This is a genomic window from Trebonia sp., assembly GCF_030042015.1.
GTDB lineage: Bacteria > Actinomycetota > Actinomycetes > Streptosporangiales > Streptosporangiaceae > Trebonia.
The window spans coordinates 1-18,919 of sequence record NZ_JASIAL010000014.1 but is presented as its reverse complement, the minus strand read 5'-3'; the positions used below and the strand labels follow the sequence as shown (position 1 = coordinate 18,919).

General features: G+C 70.5%; 12 protein-coding genes and 1 pseudogene. 11 read left to right on the top strand and 2 right to left on the bottom strand.

Annotation, left to right across the window (positions count from 1 at the left end; genetic code table 11):
• Window positions 1-370 precede the first annotated feature (370 nt).
• The 4 genes from Q1N79_RS00585 (at window position 371) to Q1N79_RS00570 (ending at window position 9,081) form a co-directional block, all read left to right on the top strand.
• Window positions 371-679: a hypothetical protein gene (locus Q1N79_RS00585; RefSeq protein WP_300602754.1), complete on the top strand. Its 309-nt coding sequence runs from the start codon at window positions 371-373 to the stop codon at window positions 677-679.
• Window positions 680-784: 105 nt separating this feature from the next.
• Window positions 785-1,552 (top strand): haloacid dehalogenase-like hydrolase, encoded by a 768-nt coding sequence (locus Q1N79_RS00580; protein ID WP_300602751.1) that lies wholly within the window; start codon window positions 785-787, stop codon window positions 1,550-1,552.
• A gap of 63 nt (window positions 1,553-1,615) precedes the next feature.
• Window positions 1,616-3,646 carry an acetoacetate--CoA ligase gene (locus Q1N79_RS00575; protein WP_300602748.1) on the top strand — a complete coding sequence of 677 codons (2,031 nt, stop codon included), beginning with the start codon at window positions 1,616-1,618 and terminating at the stop codon, window positions 3,644-3,646.
• A gap of 395 nt (window positions 3,647-4,041) precedes the next feature.
• Window positions 4,042-9,081 (top strand): NAD-glutamate dehydrogenase, encoded by a 5,040-nt coding sequence (locus tag Q1N79_RS00570; protein WP_300602745.1) that lies wholly within the window; start codon window positions 4,042-4,044, stop codon window positions 9,079-9,081.
• Here Q1N79_RS00570 and Q1N79_RS00565 read toward each other — a convergent pair.
• Complete coding sequence (locus Q1N79_RS00565; protein ID WP_300602742.1) at window positions 9,063-10,169, bottom strand: hypothetical protein; 1,107 nt, start codon at window positions 10,167-10,169, stop codon at window positions 9,063-9,065. The genes Q1N79_RS00570 and Q1N79_RS00565 overlap by 19 nt on opposite strands.
• Window positions 10,170-10,255: 86 nt before the next feature.
• On the opposite strand from Q1N79_RS00565, the gene prfB reads away from it, so the two are divergent.
• Window positions 10,256-11,371, top strand: a complete 1,116-nt coding sequence (gene prfB / locus Q1N79_RS00560; protein ID WP_300602739.1) for a peptide chain release factor 2 — start codon at window positions 10,256-10,258, stop codon at window positions 11,369-11,371.
• A 28-nt stretch (window positions 11,372-11,399) separates the two neighbouring features.
• Here prfB and Q1N79_RS00555 read toward each other — a convergent pair whose 3' ends face one another.
• Window positions 11,400-11,588 (bottom strand): hypothetical protein, encoded by a 189-nt coding sequence (locus Q1N79_RS00555; RefSeq protein ID WP_300602737.1) that lies wholly within the window; start codon window positions 11,586-11,588, stop codon window positions 11,400-11,402.
• A 197-nt stretch (window positions 11,589-11,785) separates the two neighbouring features.
• On the opposite strand from Q1N79_RS00555, the gene ftsE reads away from it, so the two are divergent.
• The 6 genes and pseudogenes from ftsE to Q1N79_RS00525 all read left to right on the top strand — a co-directional run.
• Window positions 11,786-12,475, top strand: a complete 690-nt coding sequence (gene ftsE, locus Q1N79_RS00550; RefSeq protein ID WP_300602734.1) for a cell division ATP-binding protein FtsE — start codon at window positions 11,786-11,788, stop codon at window positions 12,473-12,475.
• A gap of 78 nt (window positions 12,476-12,553) precedes the next feature.
• Window positions 12,554-13,459 (top strand): permease-like cell division protein FtsX, encoded by a 906-nt coding sequence (gene ftsX / locus Q1N79_RS00545; protein ID WP_300602731.1) that lies wholly within the window; start codon window positions 12,554-12,556, stop codon window positions 13,457-13,459.
• Window positions 13,460-13,511: 52 nt separating this feature from the next.
• On the top strand, window positions 13,512-13,994 hold the full coding sequence (gene smpB, locus Q1N79_RS00540; RefSeq protein ID WP_300602757.1) for an SsrA-binding protein SmpB: 483 nt from the start codon (window positions 13,512-13,514) through the stop codon (window positions 13,992-13,994).
• Window positions 13,995-14,486: 492 nt separating this feature from the next.
• Window positions 14,487-16,325, top strand: a complete 1,839-nt coding sequence (locus Q1N79_RS00535; RefSeq protein ID WP_300602728.1) for a penicillin-binding transpeptidase domain-containing protein — start codon at window positions 14,487-14,489, stop codon at window positions 16,323-16,325.
• 336 nt (window positions 16,326-16,661) lie between these two features.
• On the top strand, window positions 16,662-18,263 hold the full coding sequence (cimA, locus tag Q1N79_RS00530) for a citramalate synthase (protein ID WP_300602725.1): 1,602 nt from the start codon (window positions 16,662-16,664) through the stop codon (window positions 18,261-18,263).
• A 464-nt stretch (window positions 18,264-18,727) separates the two neighbouring features.
• Window positions 18,728-18,919, top strand: a pseudogene (locus Q1N79_RS00525) (serine hydrolase); the annotation flags it as partial.

The following is an 18,919-nucleotide window of genomic DNA, read 5'->3' as shown; positions in this document are numbered from 1 at the left end:
ATCCGCACATGGGCTAGCACGGCGTTCTGGTGCCGGGGCGGCAGGCGCGCGGCGGAGCAACGTCGTCGAACGAAGAGAGCCCCGGCGAAGCGAGGAGGCCGGGGCTCTGCTCCATTGTGGCAGGCGCGCGCTCCGCAGGGTGTCCATTCGGACACACCCGAGTTTCCCCGCAGCAGCGCGGACGTGGCAGCCATCGGGCAGCTCCCGCCCCGGGGTTACCACCAGTCTGCGCGACGCAGACAGTCCGTAACAGAATGGTTGCAATACGCACTAACGCCGTGCACCGGCGGCCCGCACAGTATGTGATTACTTGCGTGCGAATCGTTACAATCTCTCCCGCGCGCCGGACCGAGCCGGCGGAGGTACGGCCATGACAGCAATCATTTCCGAGCGCGGCACCATCACCCTCGCCGCCGAGTCCTTCAGGATCCGCCTGATGTGCCTGGTCCACGCCCTCGGCTACGGCCTATCGTGCGACCCGGAGTCCGGCGAGGACAGGCTTGCGCCCGACCTCGACCACGAGGCGGCCGCCCGGGCGTTCTGGGACATCGACAGGGCACCGGACCGGGACGGGATGCTCGCCGCCTTCATGCGCGCGGTGCTTGAACTCACCGAGGCGGGCGCCGAGGAGATCACGCGGGCCGCTTGCGCGGCGGAGGGCGGAGCGGCACAGCTGTGACCTACCTGCCGATGAGCAAGTAGAGGTACTCGCGCGAGGAGCCCCCGGCAGGGTCCGTCAAGCTGTAGCCTGCGCCGGGAGGATGACTGAGTCATCCGCGCATGGGTGAGATCACCGCAAAGTGCGGATGAACGTGAGCAGCGGAGGCCCGAGATTCACCGGCTTGTTCTGTGGAACATCGACCTAACCCTGGTTGACGTCGCGAAAGTCACCAGGGAGGCCTACGCCGAGGCGTTCCGCTCGGTCACCGGCCGCCCGCTGGTGCAGTTGCCCCAGATGGCCGGCCGCTCCGAACCCGAGATCTTCTTCGACGCGCTCGCGCTGAACGACGTCACCCGCCGCGAAAGCGATCCCGCCGAATCCGAGCGGCTGCTCGCCCCGTTCGGCGCGGAACTGGCCACGGCGCTCGCGGCCCGCCGCGGGTTGCTCACGGCGCAGGGGCAGGTGCTGCCCGGTGCCGCCGAGTCCCTGGCGGCCGTCGCCGGGCTGGCGGACACGATCCAGTCGGTGCTGACCGGCTCGAGCCGGCCGAACGCGACGCTCAAGCTCCGCGCGTTCGGCCTGGAGGGCTACCTGGACCTGGCTGTCGGGGGGTTCGCCGGGTCCGAGGTCTACCCGAAGGGCACGCTGCTGCGGGTCGCCCGCCAGCGGGCCGCGGAGAAGTACGGCGTGCCGATCGCCGACGCCGCGACGGTCTACGTCGCGGACTCGCCGCGCGACGTGGAGGCGGCGAAGATCGGCGGGGCACGGTCGGTTGGGGTGGCCAGCGGCCGCGCGAGCACCGCCGAGCTGCGCGACTGCGGGGCCGACGCCGTTCTGTTCGATCTCACCGACACGGCCGCCCTCATCGACGTCATCACCGCCGCCCCCTAGCCGTGACGCAGGTCGCCCGCACCGCGGTTGCGCCCGCCGCCGGCGCGGCACGATGCTGGGTGCATGGCAGGCAATGAGGCGAGCGGGGCGGTAGCGGGGCAGGGGTACGGGGCGACGCTGTGGGAACCGGACGCGGACACCGTCAAGAGCGCCCGGATAAGCCGGTACATGCGCTGGCTGGCGGATCGCGGGGCTGCGCTTGGCGGGGATCCGCCGGGATATCAGGACCTGTGGGCCTGGTCGGTAGGTGACCTCGGCGAGTTCTGGACGTCGATCTGGGACTACTTCGAGGTACTCGGCGACCGCGGCGACGGCCCGGCGCTGACCGGCGGCCCGATGCCCGACGTGCACTGGTTCCCCGGATCGACCCTGAACTACGCACGGAACGCGCTGCGGACCGCGTGGACCGATCCGGACCGCGCCGCCATCATCTTTTCCTCCGAACGAGGCCGGGCCGGCTCTCTTACCTACGGCGAACTCGCCGCCGAGGTGGCCCGCGTGGCGGCGGGCCTGCGCGCGCTCGGGGTGGGCAAGGGCGACCGCGTGGCCGCGCTGCTGCCGAACATCCCCGAGGCGGTCGTCGGGCTGCTTGCGGCCGCGAGCGTCGGCGCGATCTGGTCCTCCTGCTCGCCGGACTTCGGCACCCGCAGCGTGCTTGACAGGTTCGCGCAGATCGAGCCGGCGGTGCTGCTCGCCGCGGACGGCTACGCGTACCACGGCAAGGAGTTCCCCCGCATCGGCGTGGTCGCCGAGATCGCGGCGCAGCTGCCCACGCTGCGTGCCGTGGTCATGGTGGACCTGCTGGGCACGGCGGCGGCCAGTCCGCCCGCGGTGGGCGCGGGCGTGCAGGTTCTTGACTGGTCCGCCCTGGCGGCGCCGGCCGGGCACGGTCATGACGCCGAGTTCGAGGAGGTGCCGTTCGAGCACCCGCTGTGGGTCGTCTACTCCAGCGGCACCACCGGGCTGCCGAAGCCGATCGTGCACGGGCACGGCGGCATCGTGCTTGAGCACCTCAAGGTGCTCGCGCTGCATCTGGACCTGCACCCTGGCGACCGGTTCAGCTGGTACACGACGACCGGCTGGATGATGTGGAACTTCCAGGTCGGCGGGCTGCTCGCCGGCACGACGATCGTGCTGTACGACGGGAGCGCCGGCTACCCGGAGACCGGCAGGCTGTGGCGGCTTGCGGCCGAAGCCAAGCTCAGCTACCTGGGTGTCGGCGCGCCGTACCTGATGGCCTGCCAGAAGGCAGGGCTGCGGCCCGGCGAGAGCTTTGACCTGTCCGCGCTGCGCGGCGTCGGGTCGACCGGCTCGCCGCTGCCGCCCGAGGGTTTCACCTGGGTGTACGCGGCGGTGGGCAAGAACATCCAGCTGGGCTCGACGTCCGGCGGCACCGACGTGTGCACCGGGTTCGTCGGCCACTGCCCGTTGCTGCCGGTGCGGGCCGGCGTGATATCCGGCCGCTGCCTGGGCGCGGCGGTCGAGTCGTTCGACGAGGCCGGGCGACCGGTCGTCGGCACGGTCGGCGAGCTGGTGATCACCGAGCCGATGCCGTCGATGCCGGTGATGTTCTGGAACGATCCAGGCGGGACCCGGTACGCCGACAGCTACTTCGCGGACTTTCCCGGAATCTGGCGGCACGGCGACTGGATCGAGATCCGCCCCGACGGCGGCTGCGTGATCTACGGCCGGTCTGACGCGACCCTCAACCGGGGCGGCGTGCGGATGGGGACGAGCGAGTTCTACCGGGTCATCGAGTCCTTCCCCGAGGTCGCGGACAGCCTGGTGGTGGACACCGGGCGGCTCGGGGCCGACGGCAGGCTGGTGCTGTTCGTCCAGCTCGCGGCGGGCCGCGAACTGGACGAGGACCTCACCGCCCGGTTCCGCGCGGCGCTGCGCGCGCAGCTGTCCCCGCGGCATGTCCCCGACGAGATCGTCGCCGTGCCCGGCGTCCCGCGGACGCTGTCGGGCAAGAAGCTGGAGATCCCGGTCCGCAAGATCCTGCAAGGCACCCCGCTGGCCCAGGCCGCCGATCCCAGCGCGCTGGCCAACCCGGAAGTGCTGTCGTCATACGTTCGTGCATCTAGTCTGTAGATAGGGAGGATCCGGAACTCACCCAAGCAGCCACCACAACGACGTGAGCTGCCGCACGCCCCGCCCCCACGGCCCAGACGCCCCCGGCGGCCCCTAACGGACCCGAGGGCCCTGACGGAACCCGGCAGGCCCTGACGGAACCGATGGCCTTAACGGAACCGCCAGGCCTTAACGGACCCCGCGGGTCCTAACGGCACCGAAGGGCCTTAACGGAACCGGCGGCCCTAACGGAACCGGCGGGCCCTAACGGAACCGGCAGGCCCTAGCGGCACTGGCGGCCCGGGGGCCAAGAAGGCCCCCGGGCCGGGGGGGCAATGGGGGGGCGGGCAGCTCCCCCATACCGGGGGGGTCACCGGGGGGGTCGTCCCCCCGGGGGTAAGCAGAGGAGATTTTCAATGCCGGAACGGCCGGACGAAGCCAGGGACACCTCGGACGAGGCAAGGGAGCCGTTGTTCGCCGAGGCTGCGGCGCTGTGGGTGGACGGGGGTGGCGCGGACCGCGCCGTCGCGCCGCCAGGCGACCTTGGCAAGGCGGTCGGTGACCGGCGCGGCTTCCTCGACGCCTACTACCGGTTCGTCGCGACCGAGGATCTCGCGCCGGCTGGCGCGCGGCGGGTGGCCGCCGTGGCGGCCTGGCACGCCGCGCTTGGCGCGAGCCGTCCGCAGGGCCGCGCCGCCGTCCAGGTGCGCGAGGCGGGTGCCGCGTCGCTGACCAGCGCAGGAACGGTCGTGGACATCGTCACCGACGACATGCCCTACCTGGTCGACTCGGTGACGATGGAGCTCAACCGGCACTCCGCCGACATCACGCTGCTCGTGCACCCGCTGCTGACCGCGCGGCGGGACGTCACCGGAGTCGCGAACGGGATCGTGCTTGGCGGGGTCGGCGCGGAGCCGCCGGCTGGGTGGGTGCCAGAGTCCTGGATCCACGTCGAGCTCGGTCACCTGCCCGGGCACGAAAAGCTCGCGGGGGACCTGCGCCGCGTGCTTGACGACCTGCGGGTCGCGATGGAAGACCAGCCCCGCATGCGGTCCGCGGCGCGTGAGCTGGCCGCCTCGCTCGCCGACGCCGAGGGCAGCGGCCCGGAAGAGGCGGAAGCCGGCGAGCTGCTGGTCTGGCTCGCGGCCGGCCACTTCACGTTCCTCGGCTACCGCCAGTACAAGCTGACCAGGCTCGAGGACGAGCAGGAGCTGCGTCCGGTGCCGGGCACCGGGCTTGGCGTGCTGCGTCACGACGGCGCGGACTCGTTCGCCGCCACCCCGCCGGGTGGCCCACACGGGGCGCGCGCCGCGCGGCTGCTCGTGCTCGCCAAGTCCAGCACCCGGTCCACCGTCTACCGGCCGAGCTACCTGGACTACGTGTCGGTGCGGAGGTTCGGCGCGGACGGCCAGGTGAGCGGGGAGTACCGGTTCCTCGGCCTGTACACCCAGGCCGCCTACACCGAGTCGATCACGCGCATCCCCGTGCTGCGCCGCAAGCTTGAGCTGGTGCTCGAGGAGGCCGGGCTGCCCGCGGACAGCCACGACGGCAAGGAGCTCATCGAGATCCTCGAGGGCTACCCGCGCGAGGAGCTGTTCGAGATCAGCGCCGAGCAGCTGACCCCCATCGCGCTGGCCGTGCTCCGGCTCGGGGAGCGCAAGCAGGTCCGCCTGTTCTTGCGGCCCGACGCCTACGGCCGCTACGTGTCCTGCCTGGTGTACCTGCCCAGGGACCGCTACACCACGGAGGTCAGGCTGCGCGCCCAGGAGATCTTGCGCGCTGCGCTGCACGGCGCGTCGGTCGACTACAGCGCGATGGTGAGCAACTCCGCGCTCGCCCGGCTGCACGTCGTCGTGCACGGCGAGCCCGGCCGTCCGCTGCCGCACGTCGACCAGCTCGCGCTGCAGGCCGACATCGCGGCCGCGGTCCGCTCCTGGGATGAGGATCTCGCCGCGGAGGCCGAACGCCGCATCGGCCCCGAACGCGCCGCCCGGCTGCTGCAGGTCTGCGCCGAAGCGATCCCCGAGACGTACAAGGCCGACACGTCGCCGGCCACCGCCGTCACCGACCTGACCGAGGTGCTCCGCCTGCGCGAGGCAGGCGAGCCGTTCGCGCTGCGCCTGGAGACTTCCGACGGCGAGCAGCTGCGGCTGCGCATCTTCCGGTCCGCCGGGCCCATCACGCTGTCCGACGTGCTGCCGCAGCTGCAGCACATGGGGCTGGAGGTCGTGGACGAGCACCCGTACGAGTTCGGCGGGTCGATCTCCTGCGGCCCAGGCGAAGACCATCTGGCGCTGCCGTTCTGGATCTACGACTTCGGGCTCTGTTTTCCGGGGGGGCGACCCCCCGGAGCCCCCCGGCTGCGGCTTGACGCCGCACGTGCTTCTGCTGACCCGGGGGGGCGACCCCCCGGAGCCCCCCGGCTGCGGCTTGACGCCGCACGTGCTCCGGGGGAGTCCGCGGATGCCCTGCCTGTACCCCGCGGGATCCGGGCCGAGTTCGAGGCGGCGCTGACCGCGCTGTGGGACGAGCGGACCGAGGACGACGCGTTCAACGCGCTGGTGCTCGACGCCGGGCTGACCTGGCGGCAAGTGGTGGTGCTGCGCGCGTATGCCCGGTACCTGCGCCAGGCCGGCACGCGGTTCAGCCAGAGTTACCTGCAACGGGTGCTGTGCGCCAACCCGGCGATCACCCGGCTGCTGGTCCGGCTGTTCGAGTCCAGGTTCGACCCCGGCATGCAGGGCGGCGCGGCCGAACGGTGCGAGGCGATCGCCGAGGAGCTGCGCGGCGCGCTTGATGAGGTGGTGAGCCTGGACCACGACCGCATCCTGCGCTCCTACCTGGCCCTCGTCGAGGCGACGCTGCGCACGAACTACTTCCAGCACCCGGACACGCCCGCGCCCTACCTGGTGTTCAAACTGGCGCCGGAGAACGTGGCGGTGATCCCGGTGCCGCGGCCGAAGTTCGAGATCTTCGTGTACTCGCCGCGGCTCGAGGCGGTGCACCTGCGGTTCAGCCACGTCGCGCGCGGCGGACTGCGCTGGTCGGAGCGGCCCGAGGACTTCCGCACCGAAGTCCTTGGCCTGGTCAAGGCGCAGGAGGTCAAGAACTCGGTCATCGTGCCGTCCGGCGCCAAGGGCGGCTTCGTGTGCAACCGGCTGCCCGACCCGGCCGACCGGGAGGCGTACGCGGCCGAGGTGCTCGCCTGCTACCGGATGTTCATCAGCGCGATGCTCGACATCACCGACAACATCGACGGCGACAAAGTGGTGCCGCCGCCCGGCGTGGTCCGGCTTGAGGGCGACGACCCGTACCTGGTGGTAGCCGCCGACAAGGGCACCGCGACGTTCTCCGACGACGCCAACGAGATCGCCGAGCGCTACGGGTACTGGCTCGGCGACGCGTTCGCCTCCGGCGGGTCCGTCGGCTATGACCACAAGAAGATGGGCATCACCGCCCGTGGCGCGTGGGAGTCCGTGCGCTGGCATTTCGCCGCGCTCCGGCTCAACCCCGACGCCGACGACTTCACCGTGGTCGGCGTCGGGGACATGTCCGGCGACGTGTTCGGCAACGGGATGCTGCTGTCCCGGCACATCAAGCTCGTCGCGGCCTTCGATCACCGGCACGTGTTCCTCGACCCGGTCCCGGATCCGGTGGTCAGCTTCGCCGAACGGGAGCGGCTGTTCGCGCTGCCCCAGTCCTCCTGGGCCGACTACGACCCGGCTCTGATCTCGGCCGGCGGCGGGGTATGGCCGCGCGCCGTGAAGTCTGTCCCGCTGTCGCCGCAGGCCCGTGCCGCTCTCGGCATCGACGAGGGCATCCTCGCCGTCTCCCCTGACGAGCTGATCTCGGCGATCTTGCAGGCGCCGGTCGACCTGCTGTGGAACGGCGGGATCGGCACCTACGTCAAGGCCAGCCATGAGACGCACGCCGACGCGGGCGACCGCTCCAACGACGCGGTGCGGGTCGACGCCGTGCAACTGCGGGCGAAGGTCGTCGCTGAGGGCGGCAACCTGGGGCTGACCCAGGCCGCCCGGGTCGAGTACGCGCTGAACGGCGGGCTCGTCAATACCGACTTCATCGACAACTCGGCCGGGGTGGACACCTCCGACCACGAGGTCAACATCAAGATCCTGCTCGCCGACGCCATCGCCAGCGGGTCGATCAAGCCAGCGGACCGGGCTCCGCTGCTGCACGCGATGACTGACGAGGTGGCCGCGCACGTACTCGAGCACAACGACGGGCAGAACATGGCGCTGGCCGCCGCCCGCTACCAGGCGCCGCGGCTGCTCCACGTGCACGCCAGGTACCTGCGCAAGCTCATCAGGGAAGGGCGCCTGTCCGCGGAGGGCGACGTGCTGCCCGGGGACAAGGAGATCGCCTCCAGGCGGTCCGCGGGCACCGGCCTCACGTCGCCTGAGCTTGCCCTGCTGCTCGCGCACACCAAGATCGCCGCTGGCCAGGAGGTGCTCGCCTCTCACCTGCCCGACGACCCGTATCTGCGGGACGCGCTCGTCGATTACTTTCCCGCGCCGCTGCGCGCCCGGTTCGCCGACCAGATGAACGGGCACCGGCTGCGCCGGGAGATCATCACGACCTCCGTGGTGAACGAGATGGTGGACACAGGGGGAACCACGTTCTTGTTCCGGACCGGTGAAGAGACCGGTCTGCCGGTGCCTGACACCACCCGCGCCTGGCTGGTCGCCCGCGCGGTCTTCGGCATGCCCGCGTTCTGGCGGCAGGTCGGCGGGCTGGTTGGCGAGGTCGACGTCGACGTGCGGATCGCGCTGGTCCTTGAGGCGCGCAAGCTCGTGGAGCGTGCCACCAGGTGGCTGCTGCTGAACGGGCGCCCGCCGTTCGGCATCGCCGAGACCGTGAGCTTCCTGAGCGAGGGAGTCGCCACGGTCCGTTCCGGAATGCCTAAATTGCTTTCCGGCCGTGATCTTGCCACCTATGAAGAGCGGCGGACCTCGTTCGCGGCGCGCGGCGTGCCGGCGGCGCTGGCCGATGAGGTGGCGGCCATGGTCCCGTCTTACTCGGCCTTCGACATCGTGCACAGTGCCGCGATGACCGGCCACGGCGTCGAAGAGACCGCCGCGGTGTACTTCACGCTGGCCGACCGGCTGCAGCTCGGCCGGATGCGTGACCTCATCGTGGCGCTGCCGCGCGAAGACCGCTGGTCGTCGATGGCGCGGGCGGCGCTGCGCGACGACCTGTACGGCGCGCACGCCGCGCTCACGCGGGACGTGCTCGCCGTTGGCGGGGACGGCCCGGTGGGCGAGCGGGTCGCGCTGTGGGAGCAGCGGAACGCGGCGGCGGTGCGGCGTGCGGCGCAGACGCTCGGCGAGATCTGGGAAAGCGAACGCTTCACGTTCACGACCCTGTCGGTGGCGTGCCGCGTCATCCGCACGCTGGTCGCGCCAGGCTCACTGCCCGCTCAGGAAGCTGAGGCGTAGTCCAGGCCGCCGCCGATCGCGATGACCTGGATCTTCGCGCTGCCCGCCGGCGGGTCGATCGCGGCGAACGAGAGCAGGTCCTGGCCTTCCAGTTCCACGCGCGGCGCCTTCTGCCCGAGGGTAAGCAGCGGCATCAGGTCGGCCGGGACCGTGATCGGCGGTCCCGGGTTCACCGGCTCGGCATCGTTCAGCACGGCCGGGACCTCGACCGTGGTGTTCAGGTACATCGAGTAGAACACCAGCGCCCCGCCGTCGGCGGTCCGCAGCGCGAGCCTGGCGTAGTCCGCGCCGTCGAGCGCCCACTGCAGGACATCGCCGCGCGGCGGGTAGATGCCCTGCACGAAGGTGCGTGCCGCCTGGTAGATGCCGGTCGTCAGCGGGCCGTTCGCGACGGCGCTGGCGGCGGGGCTGGACGGGCCGTCGTCAACGACCGCGGCTTGCAGCGGGCCGACCACGTCCGGGGGGGCGAGCAGCGTGCCGGTGCTCAGCGGCAGCGCAAGGACATGGCCGCCGCCGTTCGTCGCGAGAGGCGGCAGCGACGTGCCCGCGGTGAGCTGCGACGTGCTGGCGAGCCGCCAGGGTTGCTTGTGGCCGGCCTGCTCGAACAGCATCAGCACGTTCCCGTCGAGTGGCACCGTCACTCCCGCGGTCTGCGTGGCGATTGCGTCGCTCAGCTTGGTGCCGGCGAGCACGCGCGAGACGTCGGCGACGAAAAACCGCGGATATCCGGCGGGTGCTGGCAGGTAGAAGACGGGCCTGCCGTAGGTGTAGTAGGGGTAGGGCAGCCGCACATGGTCGTAGCGGTCGGCCTCGAAGGTGGCTGTGACGTAGGAGCGCTGCACGCCGGTCACGTCGGACAGCGCCAGCGCCACGTCGCCGGTGCGCGCGGCCGCCTCGCTCCCGCTCACGTAGGAGTCGAAGACCTGGCGGGCCTGAGCGGTCGTGAGCGCGGGCGCGGTGCTCGCCGCACCGGTGCCCGTCTGCGCCGCGCCGGCGCCGCCGGACGTGCAGCCAGCGACGGCGAGCACCGCCGTCACGGCGAGCGCGACGCCGCAGGACAGGTGCGCCATGCGCGTTGCGTGTGCCACGGATTGGCAGAATACCTGGTATCCGCGCCCGGGCGCGGCCGCAGCCTGTTACGCCGCCGCGCCCGTCCTCGCGTAGGCTTTCCGGCATGGCAGCTACCGATCCCAACGAAGAGCTATCGGAACTGTCGTCCAAGCTCGACAGCATCGAGGCCGTGCTCGACCCCGATGCCATGCGAACCGAGGCCGCCGACCTGCGCGAGCAGGCCGCGGACCCCGGACTTTGGGAGGACCAGGCGCGTGCGCAGCAGGTGACCCGGCGGCTCTCCTACCTGGAGGGAGAGCTGGCGCGGCTGGACAGCCTGCGGCAGCGCCTCGATGACACCCGCGTACTGTTCGAGCTTGCCGACGACGAGCACGACCAGTCCGCCAGGGACGAGGCGATGGGCGACCTTGCCCGGCTGCGTAAGGAGATCGACCAGCTTGAGGTCCGCACGCTGCTTAACGGCGACTACGACAACCGCGAGGCGCTGATCACGATCAACTCGCAGGCCGGCGGCGCGGACGCGGAGGACTTCGCGGGAAACCTGCAGCGCATGTACCTGCGCTGGGCGGAACGGCGCAAGTACCCGGCCGAGGTCTACGACGTGTCCTACGGCGAGGCGGGCATCAAGTCCACCACGTTCGCGGTGAAGGCGCCGTACGCGTACGGGACCCTGCGCGGCGAGCAGGGCACGCACCGGATGGTCCGCATCTCCAAGTACGACAACCAGGGCCGCAGGCAGACGTCGTTCGCCGGCGTGGACGTGATGCCCGTGGTAGAGCAGACCGACCACGTCGAGATCCCCGAGGACGAGATCCGGGTAGACGTGTTCCGTTCCTCAGGACCGGGCGGTCAGGGCGTCAACACCACGGACTCTGCGGTCCGGATCACGCACCTGCCGACCGGTATCGTGGTGTCCTGCCAGAACGAGCGGAGCCAGATACAGAACAAGGCCTCGGCGATGGCCGTCCTGCAGGCCAAGCTGCTGGAGCGGCGGCGCCAGGAGGAAGCCGAGGAGATGGCCGCGCTGCGCGGCGACGGCGGCCGGGCCTGGGGGACCCAGATCCGCAACTATGTGCTGTACCCGTACCAGAACGTGAAAGACGTGCGGACCGGGATGGAAACGGGCAACGCGCTCGCGGTGCTCGACGGCGAGATCGACGACTTCATCGACGCGGAGATCCGCTGGCTGCGCCGCGGGGAGAACGGCGGCAGGCAGTAACCGGCGGGCTTAGTTCGCCAGTGCCCTGCTACCCGAGCACATGGGTCGCGATCAGCAGGCCGAGCAGCAGGATCAGCGCAGCGGCGATCAGCAGTTGCGGGGTCACGCCGGCCGGGCCGCGGTGGTGGACGTGCGCGCGGGCGGCCCGGCACACCGGACAGCGTCCCTCGACCACTGGACCCGCGCAGTGCGCGCAGATCAGGTGCTCGCAGCTCATCTCATACCCCTTCCGGTAGCGGTGCCCCGGCGCACTTGGAGTGATCTGGAGCCTTAGCCGCCAGTTTCCCCCTAGACTGTTCCCTGGCCAAACCAGGTTACCCGCAAGTTGCCCGGCCAGGCCGCAATTACCCGCTAGGCGGCACCCGTGCCGCGGGTTGGCCTGTCCCTCCTCGTCGAGATCGTAGTGATGGTCCCGTGATCAACTTTGATAACGTCACCAAGATCTACCCGAACCAGAATCGGGCCGCGCTGGAGAACGTCGACCTCACGGTCAACAAGGGTGAGTTTGTTTTCCTTGTCGGTCCCTCCGGGTCCGGCAAGTCGACGTTCCTCAGGCTCATCCTCAAGGAGGAGCGCCCCAGCGAGGGGCGCATCCACGTCGCCGGCAAGGACCTGGCGCGGCTCACGAACTGGAAGGTGCCGCACCTGCGGCGCCGCATCGGCTGCGTGTTCCAGGACTTCCGGCTGCTCCCGAACAAGAGCGTCTACCAGAACGTGGCGTTCGCGCTCGAGGTAATCGGCAAGCCTCGGCGCTTCATCCGCCGCGTGGTCCCCGAGGTCATCGACCTGGTGGGCCTGGAGGGCAAGCACGACCGGATGCCGGACGAGCTGTCGGGTGGCGAGCAGCAGCGGGTCGCGATGGCCAGGGCGTTCGTCAACCGTCCGATGATCCTGCTCGCCGACGAGCCGACGGGCAACATCGACCCGGCGACCTCGATCGGGATCATGAAGGTGCTTGACCGGATCAACAGGACCGGGACGACTGTCGTCATGGCTACCCATGACGCCGCCATCGTCGACTCGATGCGCAAGCGCGTCATCGAGCTCGAGTACGGCAAGGTGGTCCGCGACCAGGTACGGGGGGTTTACGGCCAGGCGTACTAGCCGGGACTCGATAACCGCTTACTTACGGTGTGCCGCACGAGACCACACAGGACTACTGAGGGATGAGATAAGGCCAGTATGCGTTCGAACTTCGTGTTCCAGGAGATCTGGGTCGGGCTGCGCCGCAACCTCACCATGACTGTCGCGCTCATCGTGGTGGTGGCGATCAGCCTGTCCCTGCTTGGCACGGGGCTGCTGTTCGTCAAGCAGGTCGACAGCACGCGGACGTACTGGCAGAGCAAGGTGCAGATCTCGGTCTACCTGTGCACGGCCACCAGCCCCAACCCGGCCTGCCGCGGGGCGGTGACACAGGCCGAGCAGCAGCAGATCTATCAGACGCTGACCGCGATGCCGCAGGTCGAGGACGTCTCCTACGTCTCCCTGTCAGCGGCGTACGCGCAGTTCAAGCACGACTTCGCCGACGACCCGTCCTACGTCTCCACGGTCACGGTAGGCGACGTTCCGCCGTCGTTCGAGGTCAAGCTGCGCGACCCGGCGGCCGACTACAACATCGTCGCCAGCGCGGTGACGGGCGCGCCCGGCGTCGACTCGGTCATCGACGAGGAGACCATTCTCGCCAAGTTCTACCGGCTCCTGGACGGAGCGAGGAACGCGGTCGTGGTCGTGGCGCTGATCTTGATCGTGGCGGCGATCCTGCTGGTGGCCAACACGATCCGGCTGTCCGCATTCAACCGGCGGCGGGAGACCGGCATTATGCGGCTGGTCGGCGCGTCCAATTTCTATATCCAGCTGCCGTTCCTGCTCGAGGGAGTGATCGCCGGCCTGTTCGGCTGGGCGCTCGCCGCTTGCCTGCTGATTGGCGTGAAGTCGCTGCTGCTTAATAACCTGCAGCAGTACTTCAGCTACAACGTGGGCCTGTCCGTTACCGACCTAGTCGAGGTCATTGTGCTCGCGATGGGCGTGGGAGTGCTGCTATGCGGCGTGACGTCGTTCGTGACGCTGCGCCGCTACCTGCGCGTCTAGACGTCCGCGGCCGGGGCGGTTGGCTGGTCCGGGGTCTGACGGTAGCCGCAGGCTGGCTGACAGGAGAGACGTGGCACGCGAGCAGGGAAACAAGGTCATCGCACGGAACCGGCGCGCCCGGCATGACTACGCGATCGAGGACGTCTACGAGGCCGGCATCGCGCTCACTGGCACCGAGGTGAAATCACTGCGCGCCGGCCGCGCGTCACTGGCCGATGGGTTCGGGGAGGTCTCGGGCGGGGAAGTCTGGCTGCATAACGTTCATATACCGGAGTACACGCTGGGCACCTGGACCAACCACGCGCCCAGGCGGACCAGAAAGCTCTTGCTGCACCGGGGAGAAATCGAGCGACTGGTCCGCAAGACATCGGAACAGGGCCTCACGCTTATCCCGCTGTCGTTGTATTTCAAGGACGGCAAAGTCAAGGTGGAGCTTGCGCTTGCCCGCGGCAAACGGACATACGATAAAAGGCAAGACCTGGCCCGGCGAGACGCAGCCAGGGAGGTCGAGCGTGCCCTACGGCGACGACGGTGACTCCGGAGGCGGACGGTGACTGCGCGCTCGCGTGACCGGGGTAGCCATGCTGGGCCACCCCGGTCTTATGGGCTGCCGAGGGGGGCAGGGACGCCCCCGGCTCCGCTTTCCGATCCCCGTGCCCCCGGTCCTGCCGCTGGCCCCGCGGGCGCTCCGGGTGGCCCGGGCGCTCCGGGCGCTGTCGGCATGCCGGACGTACCCGGTGCTCCTTCCCGCGATCCGCGACAGCATGGGGGCGCACCAGGCACGCCGCTGCCGCCTCGTCCCGGTTCGCCGCTGCCGCCTCGTCCCGGCGCGCCGTCCCGACCGGCCGGTTCGCCGCGTCCAGGCGGTCCACCGCGTTCCGGCGGCGGGCCATACCCTGGCGGCCCGCCGCAGGCCGGGGGCCCACCGCACCCGGCCGGTCCGCACCCTGGCGGCGCGCCGCACCCGGCTGGTCCGCCGCACACTGGCCGAAGCAGGCACCGCAAGCCGTCGACACGCCGCGTCCGGATGTCGCGGCGGCAGCGCACGGCCGCCGTGTTGGTGATCGTCGTGGGCCTGCTCACCATCGGCTTCGCGACCGGCTTCGGCAGCGAGGCATCCGCCGAGCCAGCGGTGCAGGCGTTCTTGTTCGACTGGCAACAGGGCAAGTACGCCCAGGCGGCCGCGCTGACCAACGGGAACCATGCCCAGGTGGCCGCGCAGCTCGCCGCGGCCTACACCGACCTCGACGCGACCGACACCTTCTTCGCCATGGACTCGGTCACGCAGCACGGGGACACCGCGGTGGCGGTCTTCAAGGCCACCGTGGACATGGGCGAGGGCGGGAACCAGTGGACCTACAACGGCCGGTTCGGGCTCGCTGTGAAGGGCGGTCAGTGGCTTATCGACTGGGCACCTGAGGTGATCAACCCGGGCCTGGGGCCGGGCGACCGGCTCGCGGTGCTGACCGCGTTCGCGCCGCGTGCCCAGGTAGAAGACACCGACGGCCTGCCGCTGCTGACCGACTCGACCGTCTATCACGTCGGTGTCTATCCGGGCCGCCTGGCGAACGCGGCGCGGACCGCGGGAGAGTTCAGCCAGATCGCCGACCTCAACTCCCAGCAGGTGCTCGGCCAGATCCAGGCCGCGCCGCCGCGCGGGTTCCTGTCGCTGCTGGCGCTCGACCCGGCGGCTTTTCATGCGATATGGCCGCGGCTCGCCAAGGTGCCCGGGCTGAGCTACGTCCAGGGGCCGGAGCGGCTGTTCGACTCGATAGCCACCGAGGTCGTCGGCACGGTCGGGACCGAAGATTCAAGCGCGCTGCGCGCCGAGGGGGCCGCCTACCAGCCCGGCGCCACGGTCGGGTTGACCGGGCTTGAGCAGGCCTACCAGGGCGCTCTCGCGGGCACGCCGACGACCACGGTCCTCGTGGTCAACGCCGCGGGCCGAACCGTGGCGAGGCTGTGGACGTCACAAGGACGTACCGGCGTCCCGCTGCGGACCACGCTCGTCAGCCGCGACCAGGACGCGGCGGCGGCGGCACTCGCGGGGCAGCCCGACTCGGGCGAGATCGTCGCCGTTGACGCCGCGAACGGCGGCATCCTCGCGCTTGCCTCCCGCGAGGCCGGGACCGTCGCCCTTCCTCCGGGCGGGGTGCTGAACGCCAGGCTTGAGCCAGGCATGGCCTTCAGCATCGTGTCGGCGGCGGCGCTGCTCGGCGCCGGATACACCGCGAACACGCCCCTGCCCTGCCAGGACCAGGCGAGCCCCGGCGGGTCAGACCGGTCCTCGTCGGCCACCTTCGCCTCGGACTTCGCCGACGGCTGCGCGGCGGCGTTCGCGGCTATGTCGCAGAAACTGACCCCGGCAGGGCTCGCGGCCGTGGAGCGGTCATTCGGCGTCGGCGCCACATGGAACCTGCACGTACAGGCGTTTTCCGGGTCGGCGCCGACCGCTTCGGACGAGGCAGGCCTGGCGGCGCAGGCGACCGGCGCCGGCGGGGTGCTGATGAGCCCGCTGGGCATGGCCATGGTCGCGGCCGAGGTCGACGCCGGCACCGGCCACGCGCCGGTGCTCGTCACCGATGACCCGCCGGCGACGTGGCAGGCGCCACTGTCGGCGGCCGGGCTGAGCGACTTGCGGCAGTTGATGCGCGATGCGGTGCGCTCGGGTGCCGCGCGCGCCGCCAACGTATCAGGCGAGCCGGTATACGGCCAGGCCGGGATCGTGCAGACCGGCGCGCACTCCTGGCTGAGCTGGTTCGTGGGATACCGGGGCAGCATGGCCGTCGCGGTTCTCGAGACCGGAACCAGCCCGGCCCAGTCGGCCGCCGCGCTGGCCGGCGCCTTCCTGTCGGCGACCGGCTGACAGCTCGATCGGCTGACGGCCCGACGGCCCGACGGCTCGATCGGCTGACGGCCTGACCGGCTCCGCGGCGGCATCGCGAGCGAGCACTCCCTCGGTTGGCGAACAGCGGCCGGATTGTGGCAGACTAAACACCGTGACGACCGGGCTGATTATTATCGGCAGGCGCGTCGGCTCCTAGGACGTCAGGTTCTAGGCGCGGTCAGCGGAAGAAGCTGGCCCGGTGCCGGCGCGCAGACCTCTCGCGTTCCGCGAGGGGTCTTTTTGTTTGTGCGCTGTCGCGCGGCGGACCAGCCTCTCGAGCCAACCCCCAGCACACGGAAGAAACGGACAGCGACGATGGTCGACGACCAGTTCCACGTCTACGACACGACATTGCGCGACGGTGCGCAGCAGGAGGGTCTTAACCTCACGGTTGCCGACAAGCTCGTGATCGCCCGGCACCTGGACCGGCTTGGCGTCGGGTTCATCGAGGGCGGCTGGCCAGGCGCGATCCCCAAGGACACGGAGTTCTTCCGCCGCGCCAGGACCGAGCTAAGCCTGCAGCACGCCCAGCTCGTGGCGTTCGGCTCGACGCGCAAGGCCGGCGTCAAGGCCGCCGATGACCCGCAGGTCGCGGCGTTGCGGGAGTCGCTCGCGCCGATCGTGACGCTGGTGGCGAAGAGCCACGACCGGCACGTCGAGCTCGCCCTGCGCACCACGCTTGACGAGAACCTGAGAATGATCGCCGACACCGTCCGGCATCTGCGGGCCGAGGGCCGCCGGGTGTTCCTCGACGCCGAGCACTTCTTCGACGGGTACCGGTCCAACCCCTCGTACGCTCTGGAATGCGTGCGCGTCGCCGCGGAGGCCGGCGCGGACGTGATCGCACTGTGCGACACCAACGGCGGCATGATGCCGACCGAACTCGGTGACATCGTGCACGCGGTATCCGGGCGGACCGGCGCCAGGCTCGGCATCCACTGCCACGACGACACCGCCTGCGGCGTGGCGAACACGCTCGTCGCCGTGGAGGCGGGCGTCACGCACGTGCAGGGCACCGCCAACGGATACGGCGAGCGGGCGGGGAACGCCAACCTGTTCAGCGTGGTGGCCGGGCTGCAGCTGAAGAAGGGCCGCCCGGTGCTGTCCGGCGACGGGATCTTGGAGATGACCCGGATCGCGCACGCGATCAGCGAGGTCACGAACGTCGCGCCGGACACCCACCAGCCGTACGTGGGGCTGAGCGCGTTCGCCCACAAGGCCGGGCTGCATGCCTCGGCGGTCCGGGTCGACCCGATGCTGTACCAGCACATCGACCCGGCCCGGGTCGGCAACGACATGCGGATGCTCGTCTCGGACATGGCCGGCCGCGCCTCGGTGGAGCTGAAGGGCCGTGAGCTCGGCTACGACCTGTCCGGGGACAAGGAGGCGATCGGCCGGGTGACCGACAAGGTCAAGGAACTGGAGGCGCGCGGTTACTCCTTCGAGGCGGCCGACGCCTCGTTCGAGCTGCTGCTGCGTGACGAGCTCGCCGGGTCCAAGCGGCGGCACTTCACCGTCGAGTCCTGGCGGGTCATCGTGGAGCGTCGCGAGGACGGCGCCGTCACCAGCGAGGCGACCGTGCGGCTGACCGCCAAGGGGGAGCGGGTCGTGGCGGTCGGCGAGGGCAACGGCCCGGTGAACGCGCTGGACAAGGCGCTGCGCTCCGCGCTGGAGCAGACCTTTCCCGAACTGGCGAACCTGGAGCTCGCCGACTTCAAGGTGCGGATCCTCGAGGGCTCGCACGGCACAGGCGCTGTCACCCGCGTGCTGATCGAGTCCGACGACGGCTCAGGAGACACCTGGTCCACGGTGGGCGTGGACGAGAACATCATCGCCGCGTCCTGGCACGCACTTGAGGAGGCGGTCACGTACGGCCTGCTCCGCGCCGGCCGCGAGCCGGGCGGCGTGCCGCAATAGGAGGCAATGCCAGGAACTTAAGTCGCCCAGCCTGCCGGCGGACAAACCACCCATACCGGGCGCGGTCCGCGGGCGCTGGCCAAGATAGGAGCCGAGCGGCATCCGGAAATCGGTATAAAACGGGCAATAAACCTGCGGCCCGGGTCCTAAGTTCCCGACGCCGTCCCACAATCTGAGACGGCCACCGGACAGCCGCCCGGGCACCGGCCAGCCTGCCACGCCCTTGCCGCACTGCTCACACGCACATCAGCTGACCACGTGACATGCACCCGAGGGAGCGGCGACGCAGCCCTTAGCTTCCCGAGATCGCAAAAGGTTTGGCGTTGTGGGCCCCACCGCGAACGGGTTTCCTGCCGGGAGCTTAGCGAAGCGCAAAAGCGTGACTCCAGTGGCGGGGGAGGCGGTCACCCGGCCGAACCCCGGGGCTCCTGGCGGCCAACGGCAACATGAGGCACGCTAGTGCGGTGAGCGAACTAAAGGTTGAGGTCGACCCGGCCGAGGTGGGCCTGGACGCGCAGCGACTGCGGCGGATCGACGCGCACTTCGCGCGCTACGTGGACGACGGCCGGCTGCCCGGCTGGCTGATCACGGTGAGCAGGCACGGCCGCCTCGCGCACGTGTCCTGCCACGGGTCCCGCGACGCCGAGGCGGGCCTG